This window comes from Streptomyces sp. NPDC100445 (assembly GCF_044759735.1).
In the GTDB taxonomy this organism is placed as follows: Bacteria; Actinomycetota; Actinomycetes; order Streptomycetales; family Streptomycetaceae; genus Streptomyces.
Map to the genome: position 1 here is coordinate 539,519 of NZ_JBIVZV010000001.1, position 20,178 is coordinate 559,696.

The 20,178-nt window shown below is 73.1% G+C and carries 22 protein-coding genes and 3 pseudogenes; 11 read left to right on the forward strand and 14 right to left on the reverse strand.

What is annotated here, in order from left to right:
* Nucleotides 1-281: 281 nt before the first annotated feature.
* Nucleotides 282-896 carry a dihydrofolate reductase family protein gene (locus ACIQVT_RS02400; protein WP_403746158.1) on the forward strand — a complete coding sequence of 205 codons (615 nt, stop codon included), beginning with the start codon at nt 282-284 and terminating at the stop codon, nt 894-896.
* 224 nt (nt 897-1,120) lie between these two features.
* Nucleotides 1,121-1,342, forward strand: a complete 222-nt coding sequence (locus tag ACIQVT_RS02405) for a hypothetical protein (protein WP_403746161.1) — start codon at nt 1,121-1,123, stop codon at nt 1,340-1,342.
* Nucleotides 1,343-1,381: 39 nt separating this feature from the next.
* Here the strand turns inward: ACIQVT_RS02405 and ACIQVT_RS02410 are convergent, their stop codons facing one another.
* Nucleotides 1,382-1,837, reverse strand: coding sequence for an ATP-binding protein (locus ACIQVT_RS02410; protein ID WP_403746164.1), 456 nt, complete (start codon nt 1,835-1,837; stop codon nt 1,382-1,384).
* A 185-nt stretch (nt 1,838-2,022) separates the two neighbouring features.
* Here ACIQVT_RS02410 and ACIQVT_RS02415 point away from each other — a divergent pair, with 185 nt between their 5' ends.
* Nucleotides 2,023-2,400 carry an STAS domain-containing protein gene (locus ACIQVT_RS02415; RefSeq protein WP_403746168.1) on the forward strand — a complete coding sequence of 126 codons (378 nt, stop codon included), beginning with the start codon at nt 2,023-2,025 and terminating at the stop codon, nt 2,398-2,400.
* Nucleotides 2,401-2,439: 39 nt separating this feature from the next.
* On the opposite strand, the gene ACIQVT_RS02420 is transcribed toward ACIQVT_RS02415, so the two are convergent.
* The gene (locus tag ACIQVT_RS02420) at nt 2,440-3,705 is read right to left on the reverse strand and encodes a PP2C family protein-serine/threonine phosphatase (RefSeq protein ID WP_403746171.1); all 1,266 of its coding nucleotides are present in this window, start codon (nt 3,703-3,705) and stop codon (nt 2,440-2,442) included.
* 431 nt (nt 3,706-4,136) lie between these two features.
* Here ACIQVT_RS02420 and ACIQVT_RS02425 point away from each other — a divergent pair, with 431 nt between their 5' ends.
* Complete coding sequence (locus ACIQVT_RS02425) at nt 4,137-6,140, forward strand: lamin tail domain-containing protein (protein ID WP_403746173.1); 2,004 nt, start codon at nt 4,137-4,139, stop codon at nt 6,138-6,140.
* A 272-nt stretch (nt 6,141-6,412) separates the two neighbouring features.
* On the opposite strand, the pseudogene ACIQVT_RS02430 reads toward ACIQVT_RS02425, so the two are convergent.
* Nucleotides 6,413-6,985: pseudogene (locus tag ACIQVT_RS02430) on the reverse strand (MFS transporter); the annotation flags it as partial.
* Nucleotides 6,986-7,118: 133 nt separating this feature from the next.
* Between ACIQVT_RS02430 and ACIQVT_RS02435 the strand changes: the two are divergent.
* The 3 genes from ACIQVT_RS02435 (at nt 7,119) to ACIQVT_RS02445 (ending at nt 9,235) form a co-directional block, all read left to right on the forward strand.
* Nucleotides 7,119-7,712 carry a hypothetical protein gene (locus ACIQVT_RS02435; RefSeq protein ID WP_403746175.1) on the forward strand — a complete coding sequence of 198 codons (594 nt, stop codon included), beginning with the start codon at nt 7,119-7,121 and terminating at the stop codon, nt 7,710-7,712.
* A 150-nt stretch (nt 7,713-7,862) separates the two neighbouring features.
* On the forward strand, nt 7,863-8,630 hold the full coding sequence (locus ACIQVT_RS02440) for a 3-keto-5-aminohexanoate cleavage protein (protein ID WP_403746177.1): 768 nt from the start codon (nt 7,863-7,865) through the stop codon (nt 8,628-8,630).
* 50 nt (nt 8,631-8,680) lie between these two features.
* Nucleotides 8,681-9,235 carry a GNAT family N-acetyltransferase gene (locus ACIQVT_RS02445; RefSeq protein WP_403746179.1) on the forward strand — a complete coding sequence of 185 codons (555 nt, stop codon included), beginning with the start codon at nt 8,681-8,683 and terminating at the stop codon, nt 9,233-9,235.
* A 50-nt stretch (nt 9,236-9,285) separates the two neighbouring features.
* Here the strand turns inward: ACIQVT_RS02445 and ACIQVT_RS02450 are convergent, their stop codons facing one another.
* The 3 genes from ACIQVT_RS02450 to ACIQVT_RS02460 all read right to left on the reverse strand — a co-directional run bounded on the left by ACIQVT_RS02450 (nt 9,286) and on the right by ACIQVT_RS02460 (nt 11,542).
* The gene (locus tag ACIQVT_RS02450; RefSeq protein ID WP_403746182.1) at nt 9,286-10,146 is read right to left on the reverse strand and encodes an endonuclease/exonuclease/phosphatase family protein; all 861 of its coding nucleotides are present in this window, start codon (nt 10,144-10,146) and stop codon (nt 9,286-9,288) included.
* Nucleotides 10,143-10,961 (reverse strand): hypothetical protein, encoded by an 819-nt coding sequence (locus tag ACIQVT_RS02455; protein WP_403746185.1) that lies wholly within the window; start codon nt 10,959-10,961, stop codon nt 10,143-10,145. Before ACIQVT_RS02455 ends, ACIQVT_RS02450 begins: the two co-directional genes overlap by 4 nt.
* Before the next feature lie 92 nt (nt 10,962-11,053).
* Nucleotides 11,054-11,542: a GNAT family N-acetyltransferase gene (locus tag ACIQVT_RS02460; RefSeq protein ID WP_403746190.1), complete on the reverse strand. Its 489-nt coding sequence runs from the start codon at nt 11,540-11,542 to the stop codon at nt 11,054-11,056.
* A gap of 310 nt (nt 11,543-11,852) precedes the next feature.
* Between ACIQVT_RS02460 and ACIQVT_RS02465 the strand changes: the two are divergent.
* Nucleotides 11,853-12,101 (forward strand): annotated as a pseudogene (locus ACIQVT_RS02465) (divalent metal cation transporter); the annotation flags it as partial.
* A gap of 387 nt (nt 12,102-12,488) precedes the next feature.
* Here ACIQVT_RS02465 and ACIQVT_RS02470 read toward each other — a convergent pair.
* The gene (locus tag ACIQVT_RS02470) at nt 12,489-12,797 is read right to left on the reverse strand and encodes a hypothetical protein (protein WP_403746192.1); all 309 of its coding nucleotides are present in this window, start codon (nt 12,795-12,797) and stop codon (nt 12,489-12,491) included.
* A gap of 395 nt (nt 12,798-13,192) precedes the next feature.
* Here ACIQVT_RS02470 and ACIQVT_RS02475 point away from each other — a divergent pair, with 395 nt between their 5' ends.
* On the forward strand, nt 13,193-13,435 hold the full coding sequence (locus tag ACIQVT_RS02475; protein ID WP_403746196.1) for a WhiB family transcriptional regulator: 243 nt from the start codon (nt 13,193-13,195) through the stop codon (nt 13,433-13,435).
* Between the two features lie 100 nt (nt 13,436-13,535).
* Here the strand turns inward: ACIQVT_RS02475 and ACIQVT_RS02480 are convergent, their stop codons facing one another.
* Genes ACIQVT_RS02480 through ACIQVT_RS02495 form a run of 4 tightly spaced genes read right to left on the reverse strand, consistent with a single transcriptional unit; the run spans nt 13,536 to nt 17,086 of the window.
* Complete coding sequence (locus ACIQVT_RS02480; RefSeq protein WP_403746198.1) at nt 13,536-14,180, reverse strand: response regulator; 645 nt, start codon at nt 14,178-14,180, stop codon at nt 13,536-13,538.
* A complete protein-coding gene (locus ACIQVT_RS02485) occupies nt 14,170-15,420 on the reverse strand; it encodes a sensor histidine kinase (protein ID WP_403746202.1) in 1,251 nt (416 codons plus the stop codon). Before ACIQVT_RS02485 ends, ACIQVT_RS02480 begins: the two co-directional genes overlap by 11 nt.
* A 26-nt stretch (nt 15,421-15,446) precedes the next feature.
* Nucleotides 15,447-16,181 carry an ABC transporter permease gene (locus tag ACIQVT_RS02490; RefSeq protein WP_403746205.1) on the reverse strand — a complete coding sequence of 245 codons (735 nt, stop codon included), beginning with the start codon at nt 16,179-16,181 and terminating at the stop codon, nt 15,447-15,449.
* Entirely contained in the window at nt 16,178-17,086 is a 909-nt protein-coding gene (locus ACIQVT_RS02495; protein ID WP_403746207.1) for an ABC transporter ATP-binding protein, read from the reverse strand. Before ACIQVT_RS02495 ends, ACIQVT_RS02490 begins: the two co-directional genes overlap by 4 nt.
* A 202-nt stretch (nt 17,087-17,288) precedes the next feature.
* Here ACIQVT_RS02495 and ACIQVT_RS02500 point away from each other — a divergent pair, with 202 nt between their 5' ends.
* Nucleotides 17,289-18,050 carry a hypothetical protein gene (locus ACIQVT_RS02500; RefSeq protein ID WP_403746209.1) on the forward strand — a complete coding sequence of 254 codons (762 nt, stop codon included), beginning with the start codon at nt 17,289-17,291 and terminating at the stop codon, nt 18,048-18,050.
* 48 nt (nt 18,051-18,098) lie between these two features.
* On the opposite strand, the gene ACIQVT_RS02505 is transcribed toward ACIQVT_RS02500, so the two are convergent.
* A complete protein-coding gene (locus ACIQVT_RS02505; protein WP_403746212.1) occupies nt 18,099-18,563 on the reverse strand; it encodes an ankyrin repeat domain-containing protein in 465 nt (154 codons plus the stop codon).
* Between the two features lie 415 nt (nt 18,564-18,978).
* Nucleotides 18,979-19,287, reverse strand: a pseudogene (locus tag ACIQVT_RS02510) (ergot alkaloid biosynthesis protein); the annotation flags it as partial.
* 159 nt (nt 19,288-19,446) lie between these two features.
* On the opposite strand from ACIQVT_RS02510, the gene ACIQVT_RS02515 reads away from it, so the two are divergent.
* Entirely contained in the window at nt 19,447-19,644 is a 198-nt protein-coding gene (locus ACIQVT_RS02515; protein ID WP_403746214.1) for a hypothetical protein, read from the forward strand.
* Nucleotides 19,645-19,872: 228 nt separating this feature from the next.
* On the opposite strand, the gene ACIQVT_RS02520 is transcribed toward ACIQVT_RS02515, so the two are convergent.
* Entirely contained in the window at nt 19,873-20,139 is a 267-nt protein-coding gene (locus tag ACIQVT_RS02520) for a DUF6199 family natural product biosynthesis protein (RefSeq protein WP_403746219.1), read from the reverse strand.
* Between the last annotated feature and the right edge of the window lie 39 nt (nt 20,140-20,178).

A 20,178-nucleotide genomic window follows, 5' to 3' on the forward strand; every position in this document is an offset into this window, starting at 1 on the left:
ACCAGACTCCGGGACTGCGTGCAGGCCCCTGCTCACCCGGCTGGAGACCGCCGCGCCCCTCGCGGGCCTGCGCCCGGCCCGTGAGGGGCGCAGGGGAACCGACGCCGAACGGGCCAACCTGGCCGCCTGGGAAAGCTGGTCGAGCAGACCTCCTGCACCGCACGTGCGGGCGCCACGGTCGTCCCGCTGTGCGGGAGCCTCTGCCACCGACAGGAGACCGCGCGGGGGACGCGAGCCGGGACACCCGATGAGTTCGGGCGGCGGATCGGGTCTCCCCTGCCATGACTCGGATCATCGCGGACATCTCGATCTCTCTCGACGGCTTCGTCACCGGACCCGACCCAGGACCGGACAACGGTCTGGGCACCGGCGGCGAGGCCCTGCACGACTGGGCGTTCTCCGACGCCCCCGGCGACCGCCGGTACCTGGCCGAGGCGACCGCCCGCTCGGGTGCCGTGATTCTCGGCCGCCGTCTCTTCGACGTGGTCGACGGGCCCCGCGGCTGGGACGACACGAGGGGTTACGGCGCCGGCGAGGTCGGCAAGCCCCCCTTCTTCGTCGTGACGGGTTCCGCACCGGAGTCGGTGCGGCTCGCCGACCTCGACTGGACGTTCGTCACGACCGGTCTACCCGATGCCGTGGCCGCCGCGCGCGAACGGGCCGAGGCGGCGTCGGCGCGCAGCGGCAACGACCTCGATGTCGTCCTCATGGGCGGCGGCGCCACGATCGCCTCGGCGCTCGACGCCGGCCTGGTGGACGCGCTGACCCTGCACCTCGCCCCCGTCGTCCTGGGTGCGGGCACCCCACTGTTCACCGGCGCGGTGCCGCGCGGGTTCGTGCAGCGGAGCGTGACCTCGACATCGACCGCGACGCACCTGACCTACGACGTCCTCTGACGGGCCGGGCGGAATCTCGGCCTCCTGTGGTGGCGGCTGCCGGGCGGGGTCGACGGGGTCCGCGGTGCCGGCCGTCGGCGTCAGCAGGCCCTGATGTATCGCACGGGGGCTCGGCTGTTCCGGCCGGGCGCTCGCGGGTACCCGCCCGTCCGTCGGACGAGAGCCGGTCCTGCCGGCGGGAAGGCGGAACGTAAACGATGATCACTGCCGCTCACCTTCGTGACTTGCTGGAACGCGACGAGGACGATGCCGTCCTGGTGCTGCTGGGCGGACGGGTCGAGGTGGTCGACGGCGCCGGGACGGAACCCGGCCGGGGTGCGATGACCGTCGTCTCGCGGCGGGAACTCGTCGAACGCCTCGACGCCCAGGGATCGGGACCGGGATCGGGCGACCTCGACGCGGTGGCGGCCGCGCTCGACACGATGGTGACCCACCAGGGCGGCTGAACAGGGGGCGCTCCGGGCCCGTGACGCCGGCGCCGTTCCCTACGGGTGCCGGGGCCGGGTTTCGGCGGGAGCGAGGGCGTCGGTGAGGGCGATGCGGGCGGTGACGCTCTTGCCGCCCGGCCGCCGCTCCGCTTCGAAGCTCTGGGCCACGGCCATGACGATCTCCAGGCCGTGCTGGCCCACCCGCCCGGCGTCCGCGGCGCGTGCGATGGGCAGGATCGGGTCGGAGTCCCACACGGCGACCTCCACCGCCGCGCCCACGACGCGGAGCTTCATCAGCAGCGGGCCCGGCGCGTACTTGCCCGCGTTGGTGACCAGCTCGCTGACCACCAGCTGGGTCAGGTCCACGGCGCGCTGCGAGACCTCCAGCCCGTGTTCGGCCCGGACACGGGTGAGGAAGGCGGCGGCCAGGTGACGCGCCTCGGCGATGCACGTGCCGGCGCCGTCCAGGGCCACGGTGGTGCGGTGGACCGCGGTCGGGTCGTCTCCACTCACCGGACCTGGTCCCCTCACGGCCGCCCTCACTCCCCTCGTACGCACGGCGCGTACCCCCACACGCTCGAGCGACACCGTCTGCGACCGGCTGGTCTGCCGAGGCCCCGCCGCGCCAGGAGCGGAGCAACGTCCGTTGCCTCGGGCAGCTGCGTCGGCCGAGGCTGTGGTGTGCCAGTATGACCGACATGGCTGAGGCAGAGACGACGGGGACCGAACAGGCGGGGCGGACGGAGCAGCTGTCGGCCCTGACCACCGTGACCGAGGGCATCCGCGTGGTCACCCTGGCCGGGGAGATCGACCACGCCACCGGCGAGACGCTCCGCGGCGCCCTGGGCTCCTGCGACGGCTCCGGCTCGCGCGTCGTGGCCGATCTGAGCCGGGTGACCTTCATGGACTCCAGCGGCATCAACATCTTCATCGCGGCCCACCGGGCCCTGACCGAGGCCGGCGGCTGGCTGCGGCTGGCCGCACCGGGTGAGTCCGTCATGCGCACCCTGAGCATCGTCGGCGTCGACGCCGTCATCGACTGCCGCGACACCCTGGATCACGCGCTCGGCGACTGACCGAACACCGAGTCCTGGGCCCGCCCCCTCCGGAAGCGGTCATTCCCGGGGGATTCGGGGTGCGTGGACGGCGAGGACGGCGGTGTCGTCGTCGACGCCGCTGCCGAAGGTGTCGAGCAGTTCCCGGACCGCCCTGACGGTGTCCGTGGCGGTGGTGGGGGCGAGGGCCCGGCCGAAGTCGAGGAGAGCCTCGTCGCCGTAGCGTTCCCGGTCGCCGGCGGTGGCACCGGTGTGGGCCTCGGTGAGTCCGTCGGTGTGCAGGAGCAGGGTGTCGCCGGGGGCGAGGCGGACGGTGGTGGTGGCGATGTGGGCGTCGGGCAGCACGCCGATGAGCTGGCCGCCGGGGGTGGGCAGGAAGTCGGCGGTGCCGTCGGCACGCATCAGCAGGGCGGGCGGATGTCCGCCGCTGGCCAGGGTGATGCGGAAGCCACCGCGGTCGGCGTCCGGGACGAGCAGGCCGAGGACGACGGTGCAGAAGCGTGGGTCGGTGCCGTCGTACTCCTGGTAGAGGATGGTGTTGAGGTTGCGGAGTACGGCGACCGGGTCGGGGTCGTAGACGGCGGCCGCGCGCAGGGTGTAGCGGACGAGCGAGGTGACGGCCGCCGCGGCGGCGCCCTTGCCGCACACGTCGCCCAGGAACAGGCCCCAGGTGCCGGCCGCCAGGGGGAAGAGGTCGTAGAAGTCCCCGCCTACCTCGTCGACCGAGGCCAGGTGGTAGTACGCGCAGACGTCCAGGCCCGGAACGTTCACCAGCTTGGGCGGCAGCAGGGTGCTCTGCAGGGTGGCGGCCAGGGCCTGGAGGCGGTCGCGTTCCCGGTCGGCTTCCTGGCGGGCGCGCAGCAGCTCGGTCTCGTAGGCGCGGCGCTCGCGGGCGTCGAAGACGGTGGTGCGGATCAGCAGCGGCTGCCCGTCCCTGCCCGTCTTCACCGTCGAGGTGACCAGGACCGGCAGGCGGGAGCCGTCGGCGGCCCTCAGCTCCAGGGCGATGCCGCTGATCTCGCCCTGCATCCGCAGCAGCGGGGCGAAGTGGGTCTCGTGGTACAGCCGGCCGCCGGCCGTGAGCAGGTCGGAGAAGAGTCTGCGGCCGACCAGGTCGTCGCGCCGGTAGCCGAGCCAGTCCAGCAAGGTGGTGTTGACCTTGGCTATCCGGCCGTCCAGCTGGGTGGAGAGGTAGCCGCAGGGCGCGTGCTCGTACAGGTCTTCGGTGCTGTCCTCCAGCAGCGCGGAGAACTGCGTCTGCTCGTCCGCCGCTCCCCCGTCGCGTTCGTCGGGGCCCTCGTGTCCCTCGCCGTCGGTCCCGCACATCACCGGGCGCCTTCCGCCGACGCGCCACCGGAGCACCGGGCCACCGGCGTAGGTATCCTCACCGGCACGCGGCCGGTACGGTCACCGGGCAGGGGCGTCACCGGGACGAGGACTCGCACGGTCCCAGGATCGGTACGGCACATGCTGTCGGTCAGCTCCTCGTCCAGCGCCGGCCACCGGCTCCTTCCATGATGACCGGCGCCCTCCCGGCCGACCAGCCCGGAGACTGCCCGTCGGGCGACCTCAGCGGTCCAACGGCGTCCTCGACGGGGCTCGGCGGGGCGTCGCGAGGATCAGGCGGCTCCGGCCGGCGTCCATGGCGACTCTCGGCCCAGCGAGGCGGTGTGCGCGCCGGACGTTCCGGCAGCCGGCAGCCCGCGTTCAGCCCACGTACACGGCTCATCAAGAGGGTGTCACGAGAGTTCCGCCTCGTGCCTACCTCACACTCGCGTGCCGGCGTCGCCTCCGTACGCGCCGCGGCTCTGACGCTCTGCGGCCTGCTCGCCACAGGAATGACGGTCGCTCAGCCGGCGACTGCCACGACCACGGCGGCTGCGGCAACTGCGGCGGACCCCGCGGGCTACCGGAACGTCCGGATCAACGAAGTCACCTCGTCGGGCAACGACACGGTGGAGCTGTACAACGCGGGCTCGACCCCGGTGAGCGTCAGCGGCTGGAAGATGTCCGACGACAGCTTCTCGCCGCGGTCGTTCAGCCCGTCCTCCACCACCGTCCCGGCCGGCGGTTTCGTCACCTTCGACTCGCCGAAGGGGCTCGGTGACGCAGACCAGGTCGTGCTGTACACGTCCAGCGGTACGGTCGTCGACCGCGTCCAGTGGGCGGCCGGCAGGGCGAAGCCGGCGATGTCACGGTGCGACGGCGACGGCACCGGGGCGTGGGTCACCGCGGTCCCGGCGTCCACGTTCGGCGCTCCGAACGCCCCGGGCTGCCCGTCGCCGGTCCCGGCGGCGAGCCGGGTGCGGATCAACGAGGTCACCTCGGACGGCGCCGACACCGTGGAGCTGTACAACGGCGGGACGAGCGCGGTCAGCGTCGGGACGTGGACGTACGTCGACGGCGACACCACCCGTTCCCCGGTGTCGATCTCGTCGTCCTCGCCGAGCGCGACCAGCATCCCCGCGGGCGGTCACCTCACGTTCGACTCCACCATCGGGCTGGGCGACGACGACTCGCTCTTCCTCGTCGACGGCGGCGGCGACACCGTCGACTCGGTGACCTGGACGGCCGGCGGTGCCAAGCCGTCTTACGAGCGGTGCGCCGACGGCACCGGCTGGTTCCGCACCGCCACGACCGCGACGCCCGGCGGAGTGAACTCCTGCTCGGGCGGCACCGGCGGTGGCGGCGGCACCGGGACCGGCAAGCTGCTGGGCGGAGGCGGTGCGCTCACCGGCGGTTGCGCCCCCGAGGCACCCTCCGGTACGGGTGCCGTCCCGTCGGGCACCCTGGCGTGGCCGGGCGGGCCGGACGTCACGATCGCGGACGACGTCTGCGCGTTCACCACGTCCTCCGGCCCGGAAGGCCGGGACCTGAGCGGTCTGGCCTTCGATCCGGCGCACCCGTCGGTGCTCTGGGCCGCCAAGAACAAGAACTGGCTGTACAAGCTGGTCAAGAGGGCCGGCAAGTGGGTCCCGGACGCGACCTGGAGCGCGACGGGGAAGCAGATCCGCTTCGCGGGCGGCTCCGGCGAGCCGGATTCCGAGGGGCTGACGGTCGGCGGTGACGGCCATGTCTACGTGACCTCCGAGCGCGACAACGCGAAGAACTCGGTACCCAAGGACACGATCCTGGAGTTCGACCCGGCGGCGACCGGCTCGACGCTGACCCCGGTTCACCAGTGGGACATGACCTCCCAGTTCCCGCAGCTCGACACCGGCAGCAAGGACGACGCCAACCTCGGCTTCGAGGGCGTCGGTCAGGTGCCGGACAGCTGGCTGACCGCGAACGGCTGGATCGACCCCCTCACCGGTGCCGCCTACGACCCGGCGCGCTACCCGCTGCACGGATCCGGCCTGTTCTTCGCCGGCCTGGAGTGGGACGGCTCGCTCCACGTCTACGCCCTCAACTCCGACGGCACGTACACCACCTTCGGCAGGGTCCCGACCGGCAAGGCCTCCGTGATGGACGTGACGTTCGACGCCGGCACCCAGCGCATCGTCGCGACCTGCGACAACACCTGCGGTGAGACGCACACCTTCCTGAAGGTCGACGCCTCCGGAGCCATCGTGCCCGACGTGACGTACACGAATCCGGCCGTCATGCCGACCGACAACCTGGAGGGCTTCGCCCTCGCGCCGGCCTCGGCCTGCGTCGACGGCTTCCGCGAAGCGGTCTGGAGCGACGACGGCATCTACGGCTTCGGCTCCGGCAGTTCCTCCTACGGGCACGCCCTCTACAGCGGCACCTTCCCCTGCTGATCCCGCCGCCCACGGGTCCCGGGGACGGCTCAGCCGTGGGCCGTCCCCGGGACCCGCCGAGGAGCGGTGAGCGCGACCACCTCACCGTGGCACAGCACCACGACGGCCCGACAGCTGCACTCGCAGTACTCGACGTCACCGTTCGACGTGGGGTGGGCGGACATCAGGCGCCAGGTCGGCGTGCCGGTGGCGGACGCGAACCCCAGGCCAGCAGCGGGCAGCTCTCGGCGGCCGGCGGGAGCGTCGTACCACCGGCGGACGGTGGCGATGTCTCAGCGGGGACCGGACGGTGCGGGTGCGGGTCCGGCAACGGCGTCTCCTTTCTCGGGTGTTCCGCCGGCGGAGGGAGGCTGGGCGGGTTCGGGCAGGGTACGGAACAGGAGCCAGGCCAGGAGGGGCATCAGGACCAGCGGGGCCAGAGCGGTCCCCAGCGACGTCCGGTCGGCGAGGGTCCCGATGACCGGGCTGATCAGACCGCCGACGCTCACGGTGAGACCGAGGGTGATCCCGCTCGCGGTACCGACCCGAGAGGGCAGGTAGTCCTGGCCCAGTGTGACCTGGAGGGAGAACGGGACGTACAGACCGACGGAGGTCAGGAGCACGAACAGGTAGAGCGCCGGGCCCGGGACGAGGAGCAGACCCGCGATCGATCCGGCCGTCAGCAGGTACGACCGGCGTGCCACCCGGACCCGGTCCCAGCGGTCGGCCAGCGCACCGCCCAGTACGCTGCCCACCGCGCCGCCCAGGTACAACAGGAACAGCGCGGCCGTGCCGACGGCCCCACCGCCGCCCAGGCGTTCGGTGGCGTACAGCGAGACCAACGTGCTCAGGCCGATGAAGGCGACGTCTTCCGCCGTGCGTTCGGTCATACGCCCGGCACGCACTCCCGTTGACCGGGCCGGAGGCGGAACGGGCCGTTGTGGCCCATGAGTAGGAGGACTCATGACACGCACCCGACCACGACGGCAGGATCAGGGGATGACGATGTCAAGGAAGACGAGAGTACGGCTCGGGGTACTGCCGTCGGCGGCGGTGCTCCTGCTGGCGACGGGGTGCGGCACTCAGCACGCGGGAACCGCGGCCGACGCGTACCGGCGTTCGCATCCGACACCGACCGGGATAACGACACCGAGTACGCCGACGGACTTCCCCTGCCCCGGTGAGAGCCCCGCGCCGAAGGCGCCCACGACCGCCACGACCCCCGCCCCCACCGCGCCGCCGACCGACCACTACGCCGAGAACCACGGCTTCCGGGTCCCCATCCCGCTCCACGGTCGGAGCCGCTGCGACGGACTCACCATCGTCGGACGGGTCACCAAGACACTCGAACCGCTGCGCCGGCACGGCGACTTCGCCCCGCGGGACGTCCGCGACGCACTCACCGGCCTCGGCTATCCCGCCGGAAAGGTACAGGCGTACCAGGACGGGCCAACGGGTGTCGACTTCCTCGTCGACATCGGTGCCTCTCCCTGGTGCGTGGAGGGCACGATGAGCGGCGACGCCACCGAGGCGAAGGCCTTCGGCGGCTACCCGGACGGCACCGACTGCCAGCCCCCGAGCGGCGGCCACTGACAGACCGGGCCCGAGGCGGCCGGACGAACCGGCGGGGGGACGCACCTCCCAACGGCGGGGGTTGATCCTGTCGCCGACGGCCGGGTCATGTCGGTCCGCACCGGTGGGGTGCCGTGACGGCGGCGGCCGGGTGGGTGGCAGAGTACGGGCATGCTCCAGGTCTGTCTCAACGGCTCACGCCACCACGCCGAGTGTCCCTGGCTGCCCGTCGGCGCCGAGGAACTGGCGGCCGAGGCCCGCCGGGCGGTCGACGCGGGTGCCGAGGACATCCACCTGCACCCCAAGGACGCCGACGGCCGGGACACCCTGGACCCCGAGGCCGTCGGGGACGCCGTACGCGCCGTCCGGCGGGCCGTGGGCCCACGGATCGGTGTCGGCGTGACGACCGGGGCCTGGGCCGAACCGGACCCCCGCCGCCGCGCCGGCCTCGTCCGGTCGTGGACGGCAGTGCCCGACCACGCCTCGGTGAACTGGCACGAGGACGGAGCCGACCTGGTCGCGGAGGCGCTGACGGACCGCGGCATCGGTATCGAGGCCGGTCTCTACTCCGGCACGGACGCCCTGCGCAGGTTCGCCGCGTCCCCCTTCGTGGACGGCGTCCTGCGCGTCCTGGCGGAGGTCACCGACACGCGCGTCGCCGAGGCCGCCGGTGTCGGCCGTCGCATGGTCGAGGACGTGTCGGCCGTGACCGCGGCCCCCGTCCTGCTGCACGGCGCGGACGGCACGGCCTGGCCGGTACTGGTCACGGCGGCCGCGCTGGGCGTCGACACCCGGATCGGCCTGGAGGACACGCTGATCCTTCCGGACGGCACGCCCGCCCGGGGCAACGCGCCGCTCCTCCGGGCCGCCCGGGAGATCCTGCACCGGCACGGCGGACCCGTCCGGCCGGGACGCGGGCCCGCCTCGCAGTCTCCTTGACGCGGCGCTCCCGGGCGCGCACCGGTCCGCGTTCAGGGCAGGATGGGCGGATGGAGCAACCCCTTGACGTGCCCGAACTCGTCGCCGACGGCGGCCTGATACTTCGGCCGTGGCGGCTCTCGGACGTGCCGCTCGTCCGTGAGGCGGCGGAGGACGACTACATCCCGCTGATCACGACGGTGCCGGCGCCCTGGTCCGAGGAGGCGGGCGCCGCGTTCGTCGAACGGCAGTGGAGCCGGGCGACGACCGGAGCCGGGTACCCGTTCGTCATCGTGACCTCCGACGGCCGGCCGGTCGGTCAGGTGGGGCTGTGGCTGAAGGACCTGGACGAGGGCCGTGCGTCGCTGGGCTACTGGGTCGTCAGATCGGCGCGTGGCCAGGGTGCCGCCGCGGCCGCCGTCGGCGCGGTGGCCCGCTGGGCCCTGCGTGGGCTGCGGATTCCCCGACTCGAACTGTGGGTGGAACCGTGGAACACGGCGTCCGTGCGCACGGCCGAGCGTGCCGGGTTCCGGCGTGAGGGGCTGGTGAGCCGGGGGCGGCAGGTGGGGGACGAACAGCGGGACATGTTCCTGTACGCGCTCGGCATGGCGGCCGCACCGCGGTGAGGCGTGGCCGTGCCCTCGCGCGCGACGGGAGAACCGCCGGACAGCACCGCTCAGGGCTCGCCCGCGCCCGCCCCGGGTGCGGCGACCGTGACCGTCTGTGCCAGGTGGTCCGAGAGGTACGCCGTGCCGCCCGACGGCATAGCGGCCGGTTCGGTGAACAGCAGCTCGGTGCCGGTGACGGGGTAGCGGCCGGGGTCGCCGTGGACGAGCAGGTAGTCGACCCGGTGAGCCGTGGCACCCGCGGGCAGCAGTGCGGGGTGGAAGGTGGGCAGGTCCGCCGCGGCGAACGGGTCCCGCCACCGGCCCGCGTCCACGATCCCCTCGTAGAGCGCGGAACCGCTGGGCACGTTGAAGTCGCCGCCGACGACCATCAGCTCGGTGTCACCGCGGCGGGCCGCCCGAAGCGCCCGGTGGACCGTCTCCAACTGCGCCGCCTGCAAGGCTTGGTACCGGTTGCCCACCGACCAGTCCCCGTCCCGGTTGGCGGTCAGGTGCACGTTGCCGACCACCGTACGGCGCCCGGCGACCTCGAAGGTCAGCACGCCTTGCAGGCCGCTGCTCAGCACCGGCGCGCGGTGGACCGACAGGCCGCCGGGCCGGACGAGCGCCACGCGGAACGGGACGTACCTGGCCGACCGCAACGGCGTCCTGGAGAAGGAGACCAGGCCGCCGGCGGGCTGGCCGAGGAGTCCGGTGCCGTGGGCGACGGACGGGAAGGACGGCAGGTGCCCGCGCAGGAACCTCCGCAGTCCCGGCGTCCAGACCTCCTGGAGGTTCACGACGTCCACGTCCGTCTCCTCCAGACGGCGGCAGAACCCGGCCGCCCGCTCCCGCACCGGCCGCAGCGAGTTGGAGACTCCGCAACAGACGTTGAGGGAGGCCACGCGGATGCTCCCGGTCGCGGTGGTCACCGGGCGACTCTCCGCCGAGCGCGTCCACGGCGGCGTAGGCGCTCCAGCACGAGGTCGAGCACGGAGTCGTCGCTGCGACAGTTCCCGAAGGCCTCCTCGCTGAAGACGCAGTACGCGGCGAGGGCCAGGGAGAGGAGCCAGACCAGGGTTCCCCCCACGTATTCCGCCGGCCCCAGTTCATAGGTGTACGCGACGTGGACGGCGACGCCCGTCACGGCTCCGAAGCCGAGCCAACCGGCCGGGCGCAGGCCGAGGTTGCCGAAGAGATGGCGCACGGTGCCGTCCCCGAGCAGGAACCAGACGAGCAGGCCCAGCCCGGTCCAGCCCAGCAGGGCGGTGTACTTCAGGGTGTCCTCGGCGGGCGGGTCGAACCGGTCGCTGCGACCGGCGACGGTGATCCACACCACCGCGCCCCGCCAGGTGCCCAGGTCCGCGCGCACGCCCGAAGCCGCGACACCGTAGACGGAGGGGGTGACCTCCCGGGTCTCCCGCGCGCCGGAGGCGCGTCGGTACGTCACCCGGAGGTAGGTGTGCGTGCTGGTACCGGACTCGTCGCTGGTCGACTCCGTGTGCGCGTGCCGGCCCGTCACCGTGCCGATCTCGCGTGCCAGGCAGCCGTGCGCGGCCGGGGCGGGAGTCGGTACGTCGCCGCCGCACAGGTGCGCATGGCGGAACGCCACGATGTCCCGGCACGGGGCCACCGACCAGACGACCGCGCACACGAGTGCGGCCAGACCGGCCGAGAGCGCGCCCACCCGCACCATCACTTCCCGCCGCATCCGCCCCCCGGCGCTCCGGTCCGTCGCGTCGATCACCGCTGGCTACGACGCGCGGGGGAGCGTGCCCGGTTGCGCCCGGGAAACGCCGGCCCGACGCCGAGGACATGGCCGGGCGCGGACGTGGGGCGTCAGTCCGGAAGGATGCGGAACTCGAACTCGGGGCGGTCCCAGGCCACGGCGGGCGGATCGGCGCGGGCGGTCCCGGTACGCACCGCACCGACCCTGTGGTAGAAGTCCTCGGCGGGCGCGTGGGACACGACCCTGACACGGTCGAGCCCGGCGGCACGGGCCTCGCTCCGCATGTGCGCGACGAGCTGCCGCCCGATACCCCGTCCCTGCGCCTCGTCGGCGACGAACAGCAGGTCGAGCTCCGGTGGAGCGAGGACGAGCGAGTAGAACCCGAGGACCCGGCTCCCGTGCTCGTCGGCACCGACGGCCACGAAGGTGCGGTGGGCCTCGATGTAGTCGGGACCGACCCGGTAGCCCTCGACCGCGGCCGCGTACTTGCCCGCGTAGGCACCCGAGCCGCGCACCAGCCGCGTGAGCCGCTTGGCATCCCTCGCGACGGCCCTGCGTATCGTGATCGGCCGGCCGCCCGGGGAAGTGCGTGAACCCATCGGGCGAGTATGCCGCACCGGGCGGAGGCCCCCGTACGGCGGGTCCGGCGGCCGGTGCGGCTCGACGGCCGTGGCCCGCTCGCCCTGACCTGCTCGGCGGCCCTGACCCGCTGGGCGGCCGTGGCCCGCTCGACGGCCTCGGCGTCCCCGCGCCGACGGTCACGACCACACGGCGCCGTTCGGCTTCCGCCCTCCGACCGGCACGTCCGCGGATCCGGTCGCGAGGCAGGCGCCCCCCGGGCCGTGCCCGCCGCCCGCGGCCCCCGGGCCGGGACCGGCCCGCGGGTACGGTCGGGCGGCCCGCCGGCTCCTCACCATGACACCGCCCCTGGTGGTCCTCGCGGCGGGCGTCGCCCCGACCCAGGCGCTCCTGCTCAGCCAGGTCGTGCTGTCCTTCGGCATCCCCTACGTCCTGGCACCGCTGCTGTGGTTCACCGCCCGCCGGTCATTGATGGGGCCGCTGGCCAACCGCGCGGTGACGACAGGACTCGCCACGTCGGTGTGCGCCGGGATCAGCGCCCTGAACGTCGTCCTCGTGGTGGATGCGGTACGCGGATGAAGCTCCCGTCCGCCGAAGAGCGGCCGGGAGCTGGCGCCGCCGCACGGCCGGCCGCGGCGGCGCCACCTCCTTCTTCAGCGCGTGCAGGCACAGGGAGACCTCACCGCTTCCGCTGTACTCGGGATGGGCGAACACCGACAGGGCGCCCCACCAGCCCTGGATCAGGGTGTCGGCCTGCATGTCACGGAAGGTGGTCTCTGTGGGTACGGCCCCGGTCCCTGTGCGTAGGGTCCCGGCGTCCGCGGGTACGGCCCCTGGGACGGCTGGTAGGCGGGTTCCGTGGCGGCGGGGTGCTCAGCTGGGGCCTTTCCACGGGTACCTGCTGCTACGGCAGAACAGCCTGGTGGGACCGTGGGAGCCCCCCGGCCGCACCCGACGGCGCCGGCCTCAGGGTCGGGGGTTGATCGAGCACCACCGTGGGCGTGCGTCCCGGCCGCGGCGTCCGGCGACGGAGGCGCAGCGCGGGCAGACGCGCTTCACCCGGTCCGCCGCCCCGCCGGACTCGGGAAACGTGTCGACCCAGGTGACGTGCGGGAAGCGGGCCAGCTGGGAGCGGCTGAGGGAGAGACCGCAGACCGTCTCGTTCCGGCCGGGTTCCCAGGCGTGGACCTCACCGGCGGGCAGCCGACGACGCCCTTCCTCCTCGTCGGTCCACTGTCCCGAGGCGGCGACGGCGTACTGCTTCGTGCGAGCCATGGCGTGCGCGGGCCGGCGGTCAGGCGGCCGGCCGACCGGCGCCGGTCCGGAGCCGCTCCACCGGCACGGTCCGCGTCGTGCTCGGGGAAGCGGGTTCGAAGGCTGTCATCACGGCACCGTCCTCACTGGGGTCGACCTCTGGGTCCGTCCGTTTCCGCCTCCCGCGTGCCCAGACAGGTGGATTCCAAGCCCTCGGGGTGCCCGCGTCGAGGCACTGCTCGCTCGGACCGTGATCAGGGCCGATCCATCGTCCCCCGGTCTGGAAAAAACAGGTCGAAATGCATTATTTTGGTCAGCACTCTGCCGGGTCTGCGACGCGTTGCACGCGCCGCGTGGTTCCGGCCGCCCCGGTGTCCGGACCGCACGGCCGTGCTTCCGACCAGGTGGAGGGCACTGTGAATTGGCGTACATGGGCGGCTTGTCGCGGCGAGGATCCCGAGCTGTTCTTCCCGATCAGCGAGGAGGGCGCGGCGCTCGCGCAGATCGAGCAGGCCAGGCAGGTCTGCCGCCGCTGTGCCGTGGTGCGGGAATGCCGCGCCTGGGCGCTGCGGCACCGGGAGGACGACGGCGTCTGGGGCGGCCTCACCGCGAGGCAGCGGCGTGCGCTGCGGCTGCGGCGGAGCGAGGCCGACGGCTGAGCACCGGGCGGCACGTGGGCACCGGGCGGCACGTGGGCGCCGTACCTCCGGCGCGTCGCCGGGTACCGGCCGCCAGGGCACCGCCGCCGGGTCAGCCGGGTCAGCCCAGCATGCCCCGGTCGTACCCGACGGCCACCGCCGCCGCCCGGTCGTTGACGCCCAACTTGGCGTACAGGTGGGTGAGGTGGGTCTTGACGGTCGCCTCGCTGATGAACAACTCGCGGGCGATCTCGCGGTTGGAGGTGCCCCGGGCAACCAGGGCGAGCACCTCGCGCTCACGCGCGGACAGCGGCTCGGCGCCGGGCCGGCGCTGGGTGCGCACCGCGTGGACCAGGCGGGAGGCGACCGCCGGGGAGAGGACCGTACGGCCTTCGGCGGCGGCCCGGACGGCGGTGAACAGCTCGTCGCGCGGAGCATCCTTGAGGAGGTAGCCGGTGGCACCCGCCTCGATCGCGGGCAGCGTGTCGGAGTCGGTGTCGTAGGTCGTGAGCACCAGCACCCGGGCCCGGGCGCCGCGCCGGGTCAGCTCCTGGATGGCGTCCACACCGGAGCCGCCGGGCATCCGCAGATCCATCAGGATCACGTCGGGGTCCAGGGCGGCGGCCCGGTCGACGGCCTCCACGCCGTTCGCGGCCTCGCCGAGCACGGTGAAGCCGGGGGCGGAGTCGAACATGCCGCGCAGTCCGTCGCGGACGACCGGATGGTCGTCGACGATCAGCAGGGAGATGGAGGGCTCAGCGGTCATCGCCCACCCACGGTACCCGAGCCGACACCGCCGTACCCTGGCCCGGTTCGGACTCCACGGTGAGCGAACCCGCGACGCGTTCGGCGCGGGTTCGCATCCCGGTCAGGCCGAACCCGCCGGTGCGGGTGCGCGCCGGTACGGTGCCCGGGTCGAAGCCGGTGCCGTCGTCGCGGACGTCGAGGGTGATCTCGTCGTCCATGAAGGACAGGGTGACCCCCACTCGGGCCGGGCGGGCGTGCCGCGCGGCGTTGGAGAGGGCCTCCTGCGCGATCCGCAGCAACGTCGCCGATATCTCCTCGTGCAGGTGTCCGGCGGTCCCGGTGACCGTGAAGTCGGCCCGGACGCCGGTGTGTTCACCCCATTCGGTGACCGTCTTCCGCAGCGCCTGCGGCAGCCCGTCGGCGGCGAGGGCGACCGGGGAGAGGTTGTGCACGGAGCGCCGGGCCTCGCCGAGGCTGTGCCGGGCGAGGGCGGAGGCGCGCTCCAGGTGGGTACGGGCGGTGATCAGGTCGGGGGCGTTCGCGACGACCTGGAGCTGGGCGATGATCCCGGTCAGCCCCTGCGCGATGGTGTCGTGGATCTCGGCGGCGAGCCGACGCCGTTCGTCCGCGACACCCGCTTCCCTCGCCTGGAGGAGGAGTTGGGCGTGGAGGGCGGCGTTCTCGTCCAGCGCGTGCCGCAACGCCGTGTTGGTGCGCTCCAGTTCGTCGATGGTGTCGGCCTGGAAACCGAGCCGTGCCTGCTCCTGCTCGGCGAACCGGGTGAACACGCTGACCATGCCCATGTTGACGCCCAGCACCAGGAGGAAACCGACCCAGAGGACGGACCCGTGCGGTGGCATGCCACCGATCTCGCTGCCGGACATGGTGACGGCGGTCAGGAAGAGACCCGGCAGGACCAGGCGGCGGGGCAGTTCACGGCCGGCGGTGTAGTAGCCGGTCACGGCGTAGAAGGCGAAGAACGGGTTGATCCAGGTCAGTACGAACCCCAGGGCCCAGCGCAGCAGGTAGAGGACGGCGTCGGTGCGGTGCGGGCCCGGCCGCTTGCGCTTCACCACGCCCCAGGCCAGCTGGAGCACGGCGCCCGCGGCCACCAGTACCACCGCGACGACCGTCTCGGCCCGGTCCATGCCGATCACCCGGGTGGAGATCGCCGCCGCGACGGCACCGGCGAGCAGCAGTGTCCAGGGCCCCCAGGTGTCGAAGGAGGCCCGGGCCATCTGTCGCGCGGCGTTCGTCATCCCGTCAGTCTCCCGGCGCGGCTCGCTCATTCCCAGCGGAACCAACGGGCGGCAGCGGCCGTCAGCAGGACCGTCCACAGCGCGAGCACACCCAGATGCGTCCAGCCGGGCCAGTCGCCGGCCGCCGCCTGGTCCAGGGCGCGGGCCGCCGCCCCGAACGGGGTCAGCTGGACAACCCGCGCCAGGACGTGCGGCATCGACCGGACGGGCAGCCACACCCCCGCGCAGAACATCATCGGGAAGAACACCGCCGATCCGACGGCGCCCGCGATCTTCGTGGTCCGCGACAGTGCCGAGACGACGTTGCCGAGGGCGAGGGCCGCCGCCGACGCCAGCAGGAGCGCGAGCAGATAGCCGGCCGGCTGCTCGGGCAGGGCCACGTGGAAGGCGACGCGGCCGACCACGAGGGCGAGCAGTGCGGAGGCCAGGGCGATCGTGCCCTGCACGGTCATCTGCGCCGACATGAGGACGGAGGGGCGTACCGGGGTGACGGACATCCGGCGCAGGATGCCCCGCTCGCGGTAGCCGGTGAGGGCCTGCGGCAGCGACTGGACGCCGGACATGATGAGCGCGATCAGCACCGCGATGGGCACGTAGGCGTCTATGGGCCGCAGTCCGTCCATCGCCGGATCGTGGTGCCGGAACGAGGGGATCGAGCCGAGGATCACCAGCAGCAGGGTCGGGAACAGGAAGATCCAGAACACTGCCGCCGGTTCGCGGCGGAACAGGCGGAACTCGGTTCGCAGCACGGCGGTGTTCATGCCGAGGCCTCCTCGGTGAGGTCCAGGAACGCGTCGTCCAGTGTCGCGTCGAGCACGCGGAGCTGGTGGGCGGTGACGCGGTGGCGGGCGAGCAGGGTGATGACCGCGTTGACGGTGTCGTCGGTGCCGGAGAGCGTGACCCGGCCGTCCTTGTGCGCGATCGAGGTGAGCGCCGGCAACGTGGCGAGGTCACGTTCGTCCAGCGGCGCGGACGGGGTGAAGCTGATGACGGTGGAGCCCGCGGAGCGGCGGACCAGGCCGGCGGGGGTGTCCAGGGCGGCCACCCGTCCCTTGTCGATGACCGCGATCCGGTCGCACAGCCGTTGCGCCTCCTCCATGAAGTGGGTGACGAGCAGCACGGTGACCCCGCCCGCGCGGATGTCCTCGACGAGCTGCCAGGTGTCGCGGCGGGCGCGGGGGTCCAGGCCGGTGGTCAGCTCGTCCAGCACCACGACCCGCGGGCTGCCGATCAGCGCCAGCGCGGTGAACAGCCGCTGCTGCTGCCCGCCGGACAGGTTGCCGAACCGGGTGCCGAGCTGCGCGGTGAGGCCCAGGCGGTCGGCCAGGTGCCGCCAGTCGGCCGGGTCCGGGTAGAGGGCGGCGTACAGTTCCAACGCCTCGCGCACGGTCAGTTTCGCCTGGAGTCCGCTCTGTTGGAGCTGGGCGCCGAGCACCTGCGCGACCTTCTCGTGGTCGGCGACGGGATCGAGGCCGGCGACGCGGACCCGGCCGCCGTCGGGGACGCGCAGCCCTTCGACGCACTCCACGGTGGTGGTCTTGCCGGCGCCGTTCGGGCCGAGGATCCCGAAGATCTCGCCCTCCTCGACGGCGAAGGAGACACCGTCGACGACGGCCCGGCCGCCGTACGACTTGCGCAGATCGGTGACTTCGATGACTGGTGGCATGCCTCGAATATCCCGGGCGGGTGGTCCCCGGCACATCGGCCGGCCCGCTGGAGACGGCATCATCCGATCGGTTGATGCCGGGCTACGACCACCGGACGGGCGGCCGGTGCGTCCGCGACGGCGGTGACGCCGGCGCCGGGACCCGGTAAGGTCGTGCTCTTCGGTCGGCGCAAGCCACCGGAGTCCCCCTGAGGCTGTGCCGATGACGACCCTCGACGACACTCCCGCACGGCTGCGGCTCGACCGTGCCCTGGACCGCCTGGACGTCACCTTCCGCGGAATGACCGCCCGCGGTGACGAGACCCAGTGCGACTGCCACTGGGGCGGCGCGGAGGAACTCGCGCGGTTGAAGGTCCCGGACGTGGCGCTCGACCCGGACCTGCTGCATCGCACTTGGACCGCACCCGACTGGGGCGATCACGGCGCGGTGCTGCGGCGCATCCTGCCCCAGTTCGCCCGGGCACTCGTCGGTGGCCTCGTGGAACCGCTGTCCGGCATGGCGGAGGTCGGACGTTCCTTCGCACGAGGTCACTGGCAGGAGTGGCCCGCGCACCGGAGCGCGGCGGTGCGGGAGTTCCTGGACGCCTGGTGGGCCCACACCCTCGCGGAGGAGGAGCCCGCCGTCCCCGCGCACGAGGTCCTCGCGCTGTGCGCGGAGGCGTCCGCCACGCTCAGCCCCTGGCTCGGCACCTGGGAGTCGCTCCAAGGCCGCGCCGCCGACCGACACTTGGCCGAAGCGGTTGCCCACTGGGAGTACGACCTGCTGGGCGACCAGCTCCCCTGGCGGACCCGGGGCGACGCGGACGCCCTGTGCGCCGAGCTCGCGACCTGGTTGGCCGGGCACGCCCCTGACAGGCTCCGGACCCGGCAGGTTCCCGAGGAACTACTGCACCGCATACGCCTCATCGGCCTCACCGGCCCCGCCCGCTGGGAGGACCCGCACTGGCCCGGCCACCGCTATTGACCGACCGGACGAGGGTCCGGGCCGGCTCGGACCGCGGACGCCGGGCCCCTACGGCTTGTTGTCTCGTGGCCGCGGAGCCGGGTGAACCTTCGTCGTCGGGTGCACTCCTGCTGCCCTGAGGATCCCGGCAGTGTCGGGGTGGGGGCCATTGTCCGCCCAGTCCAGCGGGGACCAGCCTGCGCCGTGGTCTTCGCGGAGGGTGGGATCGGCGCCATGCGCCAACAGTTCCCGGACCGTTGCGGTGTGTCCCCAGCAAGCAGCTGCGCACAGCGGTGTGCCCTCCGAGCCGGGGCCGCAGCTCTCAGTGTCAGGGGAAGCCCCGGCCTCCATGAGCAAGCGGGCCACCTCGGCCTCTCCCTGCACCGATGCCAGGTACAGAGGAGTGGTTCCGTCAGTGTTCCTCCGCTCCGGACTTGCTCCACCGCACAGCAGGGACTCCACGCTCCTGGCATCACCCGACAGGATCGCCTCGAAAGGACGGTGGGAGAGCTTCTTCTGCTGCCGCTGCTTCATGGCCGGTGAGGCTAGCGATCACGGGTACGGCAGAACCACTCATTCCATTCGTTGATCACCGCGACCAGCACAGTGGCCTCGTAGCGGACGGCAAGCAGTCGTGCCGCGTGGCCACGGCCCGATGACGCTTGAGGCGATTGATGCCGCACTCGACGGCATGCCGCTCGCGGCAGTCGCTTCCGTCCGACTTCGCAGGCCGACCGCCCCGGGAGCCGAGCTTGTGGCCGTTGCGGATCCGGTCCGCCGGGACCGGGATGGTCGCCTCGATCCCCGGGACCCGGGGGTCGCCCGGCGGCTGTGGGACGCCGCGGAGAAGCTCACCGGCATGCCGTTCGGCCTCCGGCGCCCGGGCGCACGCCGTTTCCGGTGCTCGTCCCCGGCGCGCTCCGACCCGGGGCACCCCCTGCGCCCCGCCTCAACCGGCGGTCCGCACCGCGCTGTCGCGCCTCCACTCCTCCTCCAGGACGGCGCGGAACGCCCGGGCGGGTCGCCCGGTGACGCGCTGGACGGTGTCGGTGACGCGGTCCTCCGCGCCCTCGGCGATGGCCCGGTCCATGCCGGCCAGCAGGGCGGCGAACTCCGGCGGCAGCAGCGCCGCGAGGCCGTCACGCATCTCCTCGTACGACAGTCGGCGGTGTACGACGAGGCGTCCGGTGACCTCGGTGACGAGGGCGGCGACTTCGTCGTGGCCGAGGGTCTCGGGCCCGGTGAGCACGAGGTCGGTGCCGTGACCTCCCCGGGGATCGACCGCGACGCCGCCGCCCTCCCCTCGGTCCCTTCGCTGATGAACCGACAGACATCGATCGGCAGTTGCCGAGGTTCGGGGCGGGCCACACGCGGTAACGGAGAAAAGGTCCGGTCGGGTAGGGCATGATCAGGTGCTATGACTGCTGGAGAGATATCTGAGCATCCGCCGATCTACGGCCGTTTGGTCGAGGAGCGCGGTGACGTCCTGGCGGAGACACGCAGCGCGGCCGAGCAGGCACAGCGTCGAGCGCGCCAGGCCCTGGACTGGAGCGGTCTGCGGCCGCCCGCGCAGCACCGGGAACAGGCGGGGGGCACCTTCTCCGCCTTCGGCTGAGTACCGGGCGCCCCACTCCCCTCCCCTCCGTCGCCACCGCCGGGTCAGGGCCGGGCGATGGACGGGGCGGGGCTCGCCCGCCGTCGGTGTCGCGCCCGGTCAGGAAGTCGGCCGGAGCGCGACCGCCCGCACCGGGCCAGGATGCGCCCCCTCCACCGGGCGGGCCCCGGTGCGCGGGCCGATGTGTTCCGGTTCTCTTCGCTCTGCCCCGGTCGGCTCACTCCCGCTTCAGAACTGCTGTACGAGCATCCAGGTGGCGACCGCCAGGAAGAGCAGCCCCGACACCCGCGACATCGCGTACCCCCTGCGGGTGGGCTCGGTCCCCGCGGGGTCCTTCACCCAGCCCCGCTGAAGGCGGCTGTTGAGCCGCCACAGCAGTCGAGGGCGGACGACTTGGACCAGGCCTGTGATCAGGAACAGGCACAGGAACAGGATGAGGAAAGGGCGGGAACCGCCGCTCTCGGACGCGGCCCGCACCAGCGCACTGTGATCCATGCGGCCCGCTTTCCCTGACGCCCTCTCAGCAAACGGGCG

Bases quoted from the DNA above. Each gene is read 5' to 3' on its own strand.
- ACIQVT_RS02445 (WP_403746179.1), top strand. From the start codon at position 8,681: ATGGAGCAACCCCTTGACGTGCCCGAACTCGTCGCCGACGGCGGCCTG.
- ACIQVT_RS02460 (WP_403746190.1), bottom strand. From the start codon at position 11,542: ATGGGTTCACGCACTTCCCCGGGCGGCCGGCCGATCACGATACGCAGG.
- ACIQVT_RS02495 (WP_403746207.1), bottom strand. From the start codon at position 17,086: ATGCCACCAGTCATCGAAGTCACCGATCTGCGCAAGTCGTACGGCGGC.
- ACIQVT_RS02500 (WP_403746209.1), top strand. From the start codon at position 17,289: ATGACGACCCTCGACGACACTCCCGCACGGCTGCGGCTCGACCGTGCC.
- ACIQVT_RS02485 (WP_403746202.1), bottom strand. From the start codon at position 15,420: ATGACGAACGCCGCGCGACAGATGGCCCGGGCCTCCTTCGACACCTGG.
- ACIQVT_RS02470 (WP_403746192.1), bottom strand. From the start codon at position 12,797: ATGGCTCGCACGAAGCAGTACGCCGTCGCCGCCTCGGGACAGTGGACC.
- ACIQVT_RS02420 (WP_403746171.1), bottom strand. From the start codon at position 3,705: ATGTGCGGGACCGACGGCGAGGGACACGAGGGCCCCGACGAACGCGAC.
- ACIQVT_RS02480 (WP_403746198.1), bottom strand. From the start codon at position 14,180: ATGACCGCTGAGCCCTCCATCTCCCTGCTGATCGTCGACGACCATCCG.
- ACIQVT_RS02520 (WP_403746219.1), bottom strand. From the start codon at position 20,139: ATGGATCACAGTGCGCTGGTGCGGGCCGCGTCCGAGAGCGGCGGTTCC.
- ACIQVT_RS02490 (WP_403746205.1), bottom strand. From the start codon at position 16,181: ATGAACACCGCCGTGCTGCGAACCGAGTTCCGCCTGTTCCGCCGCGAA.
- ACIQVT_RS02440 (WP_403746177.1), top strand. From the start codon at position 7,863: ATGCTCCAGGTCTGTCTCAACGGCTCACGCCACCACGCCGAGTGTCCC.
- ACIQVT_RS02515 (WP_403746214.1), top strand. From the start codon at position 19,447: ATGACTGCTGGAGAGATATCTGAGCATCCGCCGATCTACGGCCGTTTG.
- ACIQVT_RS02435 (WP_403746175.1), top strand. From the start codon at position 7,119: ATGACGATGTCAAGGAAGACGAGAGTACGGCTCGGGGTACTGCCGTCG.
- ACIQVT_RS02505 (WP_403746212.1), bottom strand. From the start codon at position 18,563: ATGAAGCAGCGGCAGCAGAAGAAGCTCTCCCACCGTCCTTTCGAGGCG.
- ACIQVT_RS02415 (WP_403746168.1), top strand. From the start codon at position 2,023: ATGGCTGAGGCAGAGACGACGGGGACCGAACAGGCGGGGCGGACGGAG.
- ACIQVT_RS02400 (WP_403746158.1), top strand. From the start codon at position 282: ATGACTCGGATCATCGCGGACATCTCGATCTCTCTCGACGGCTTCGTC.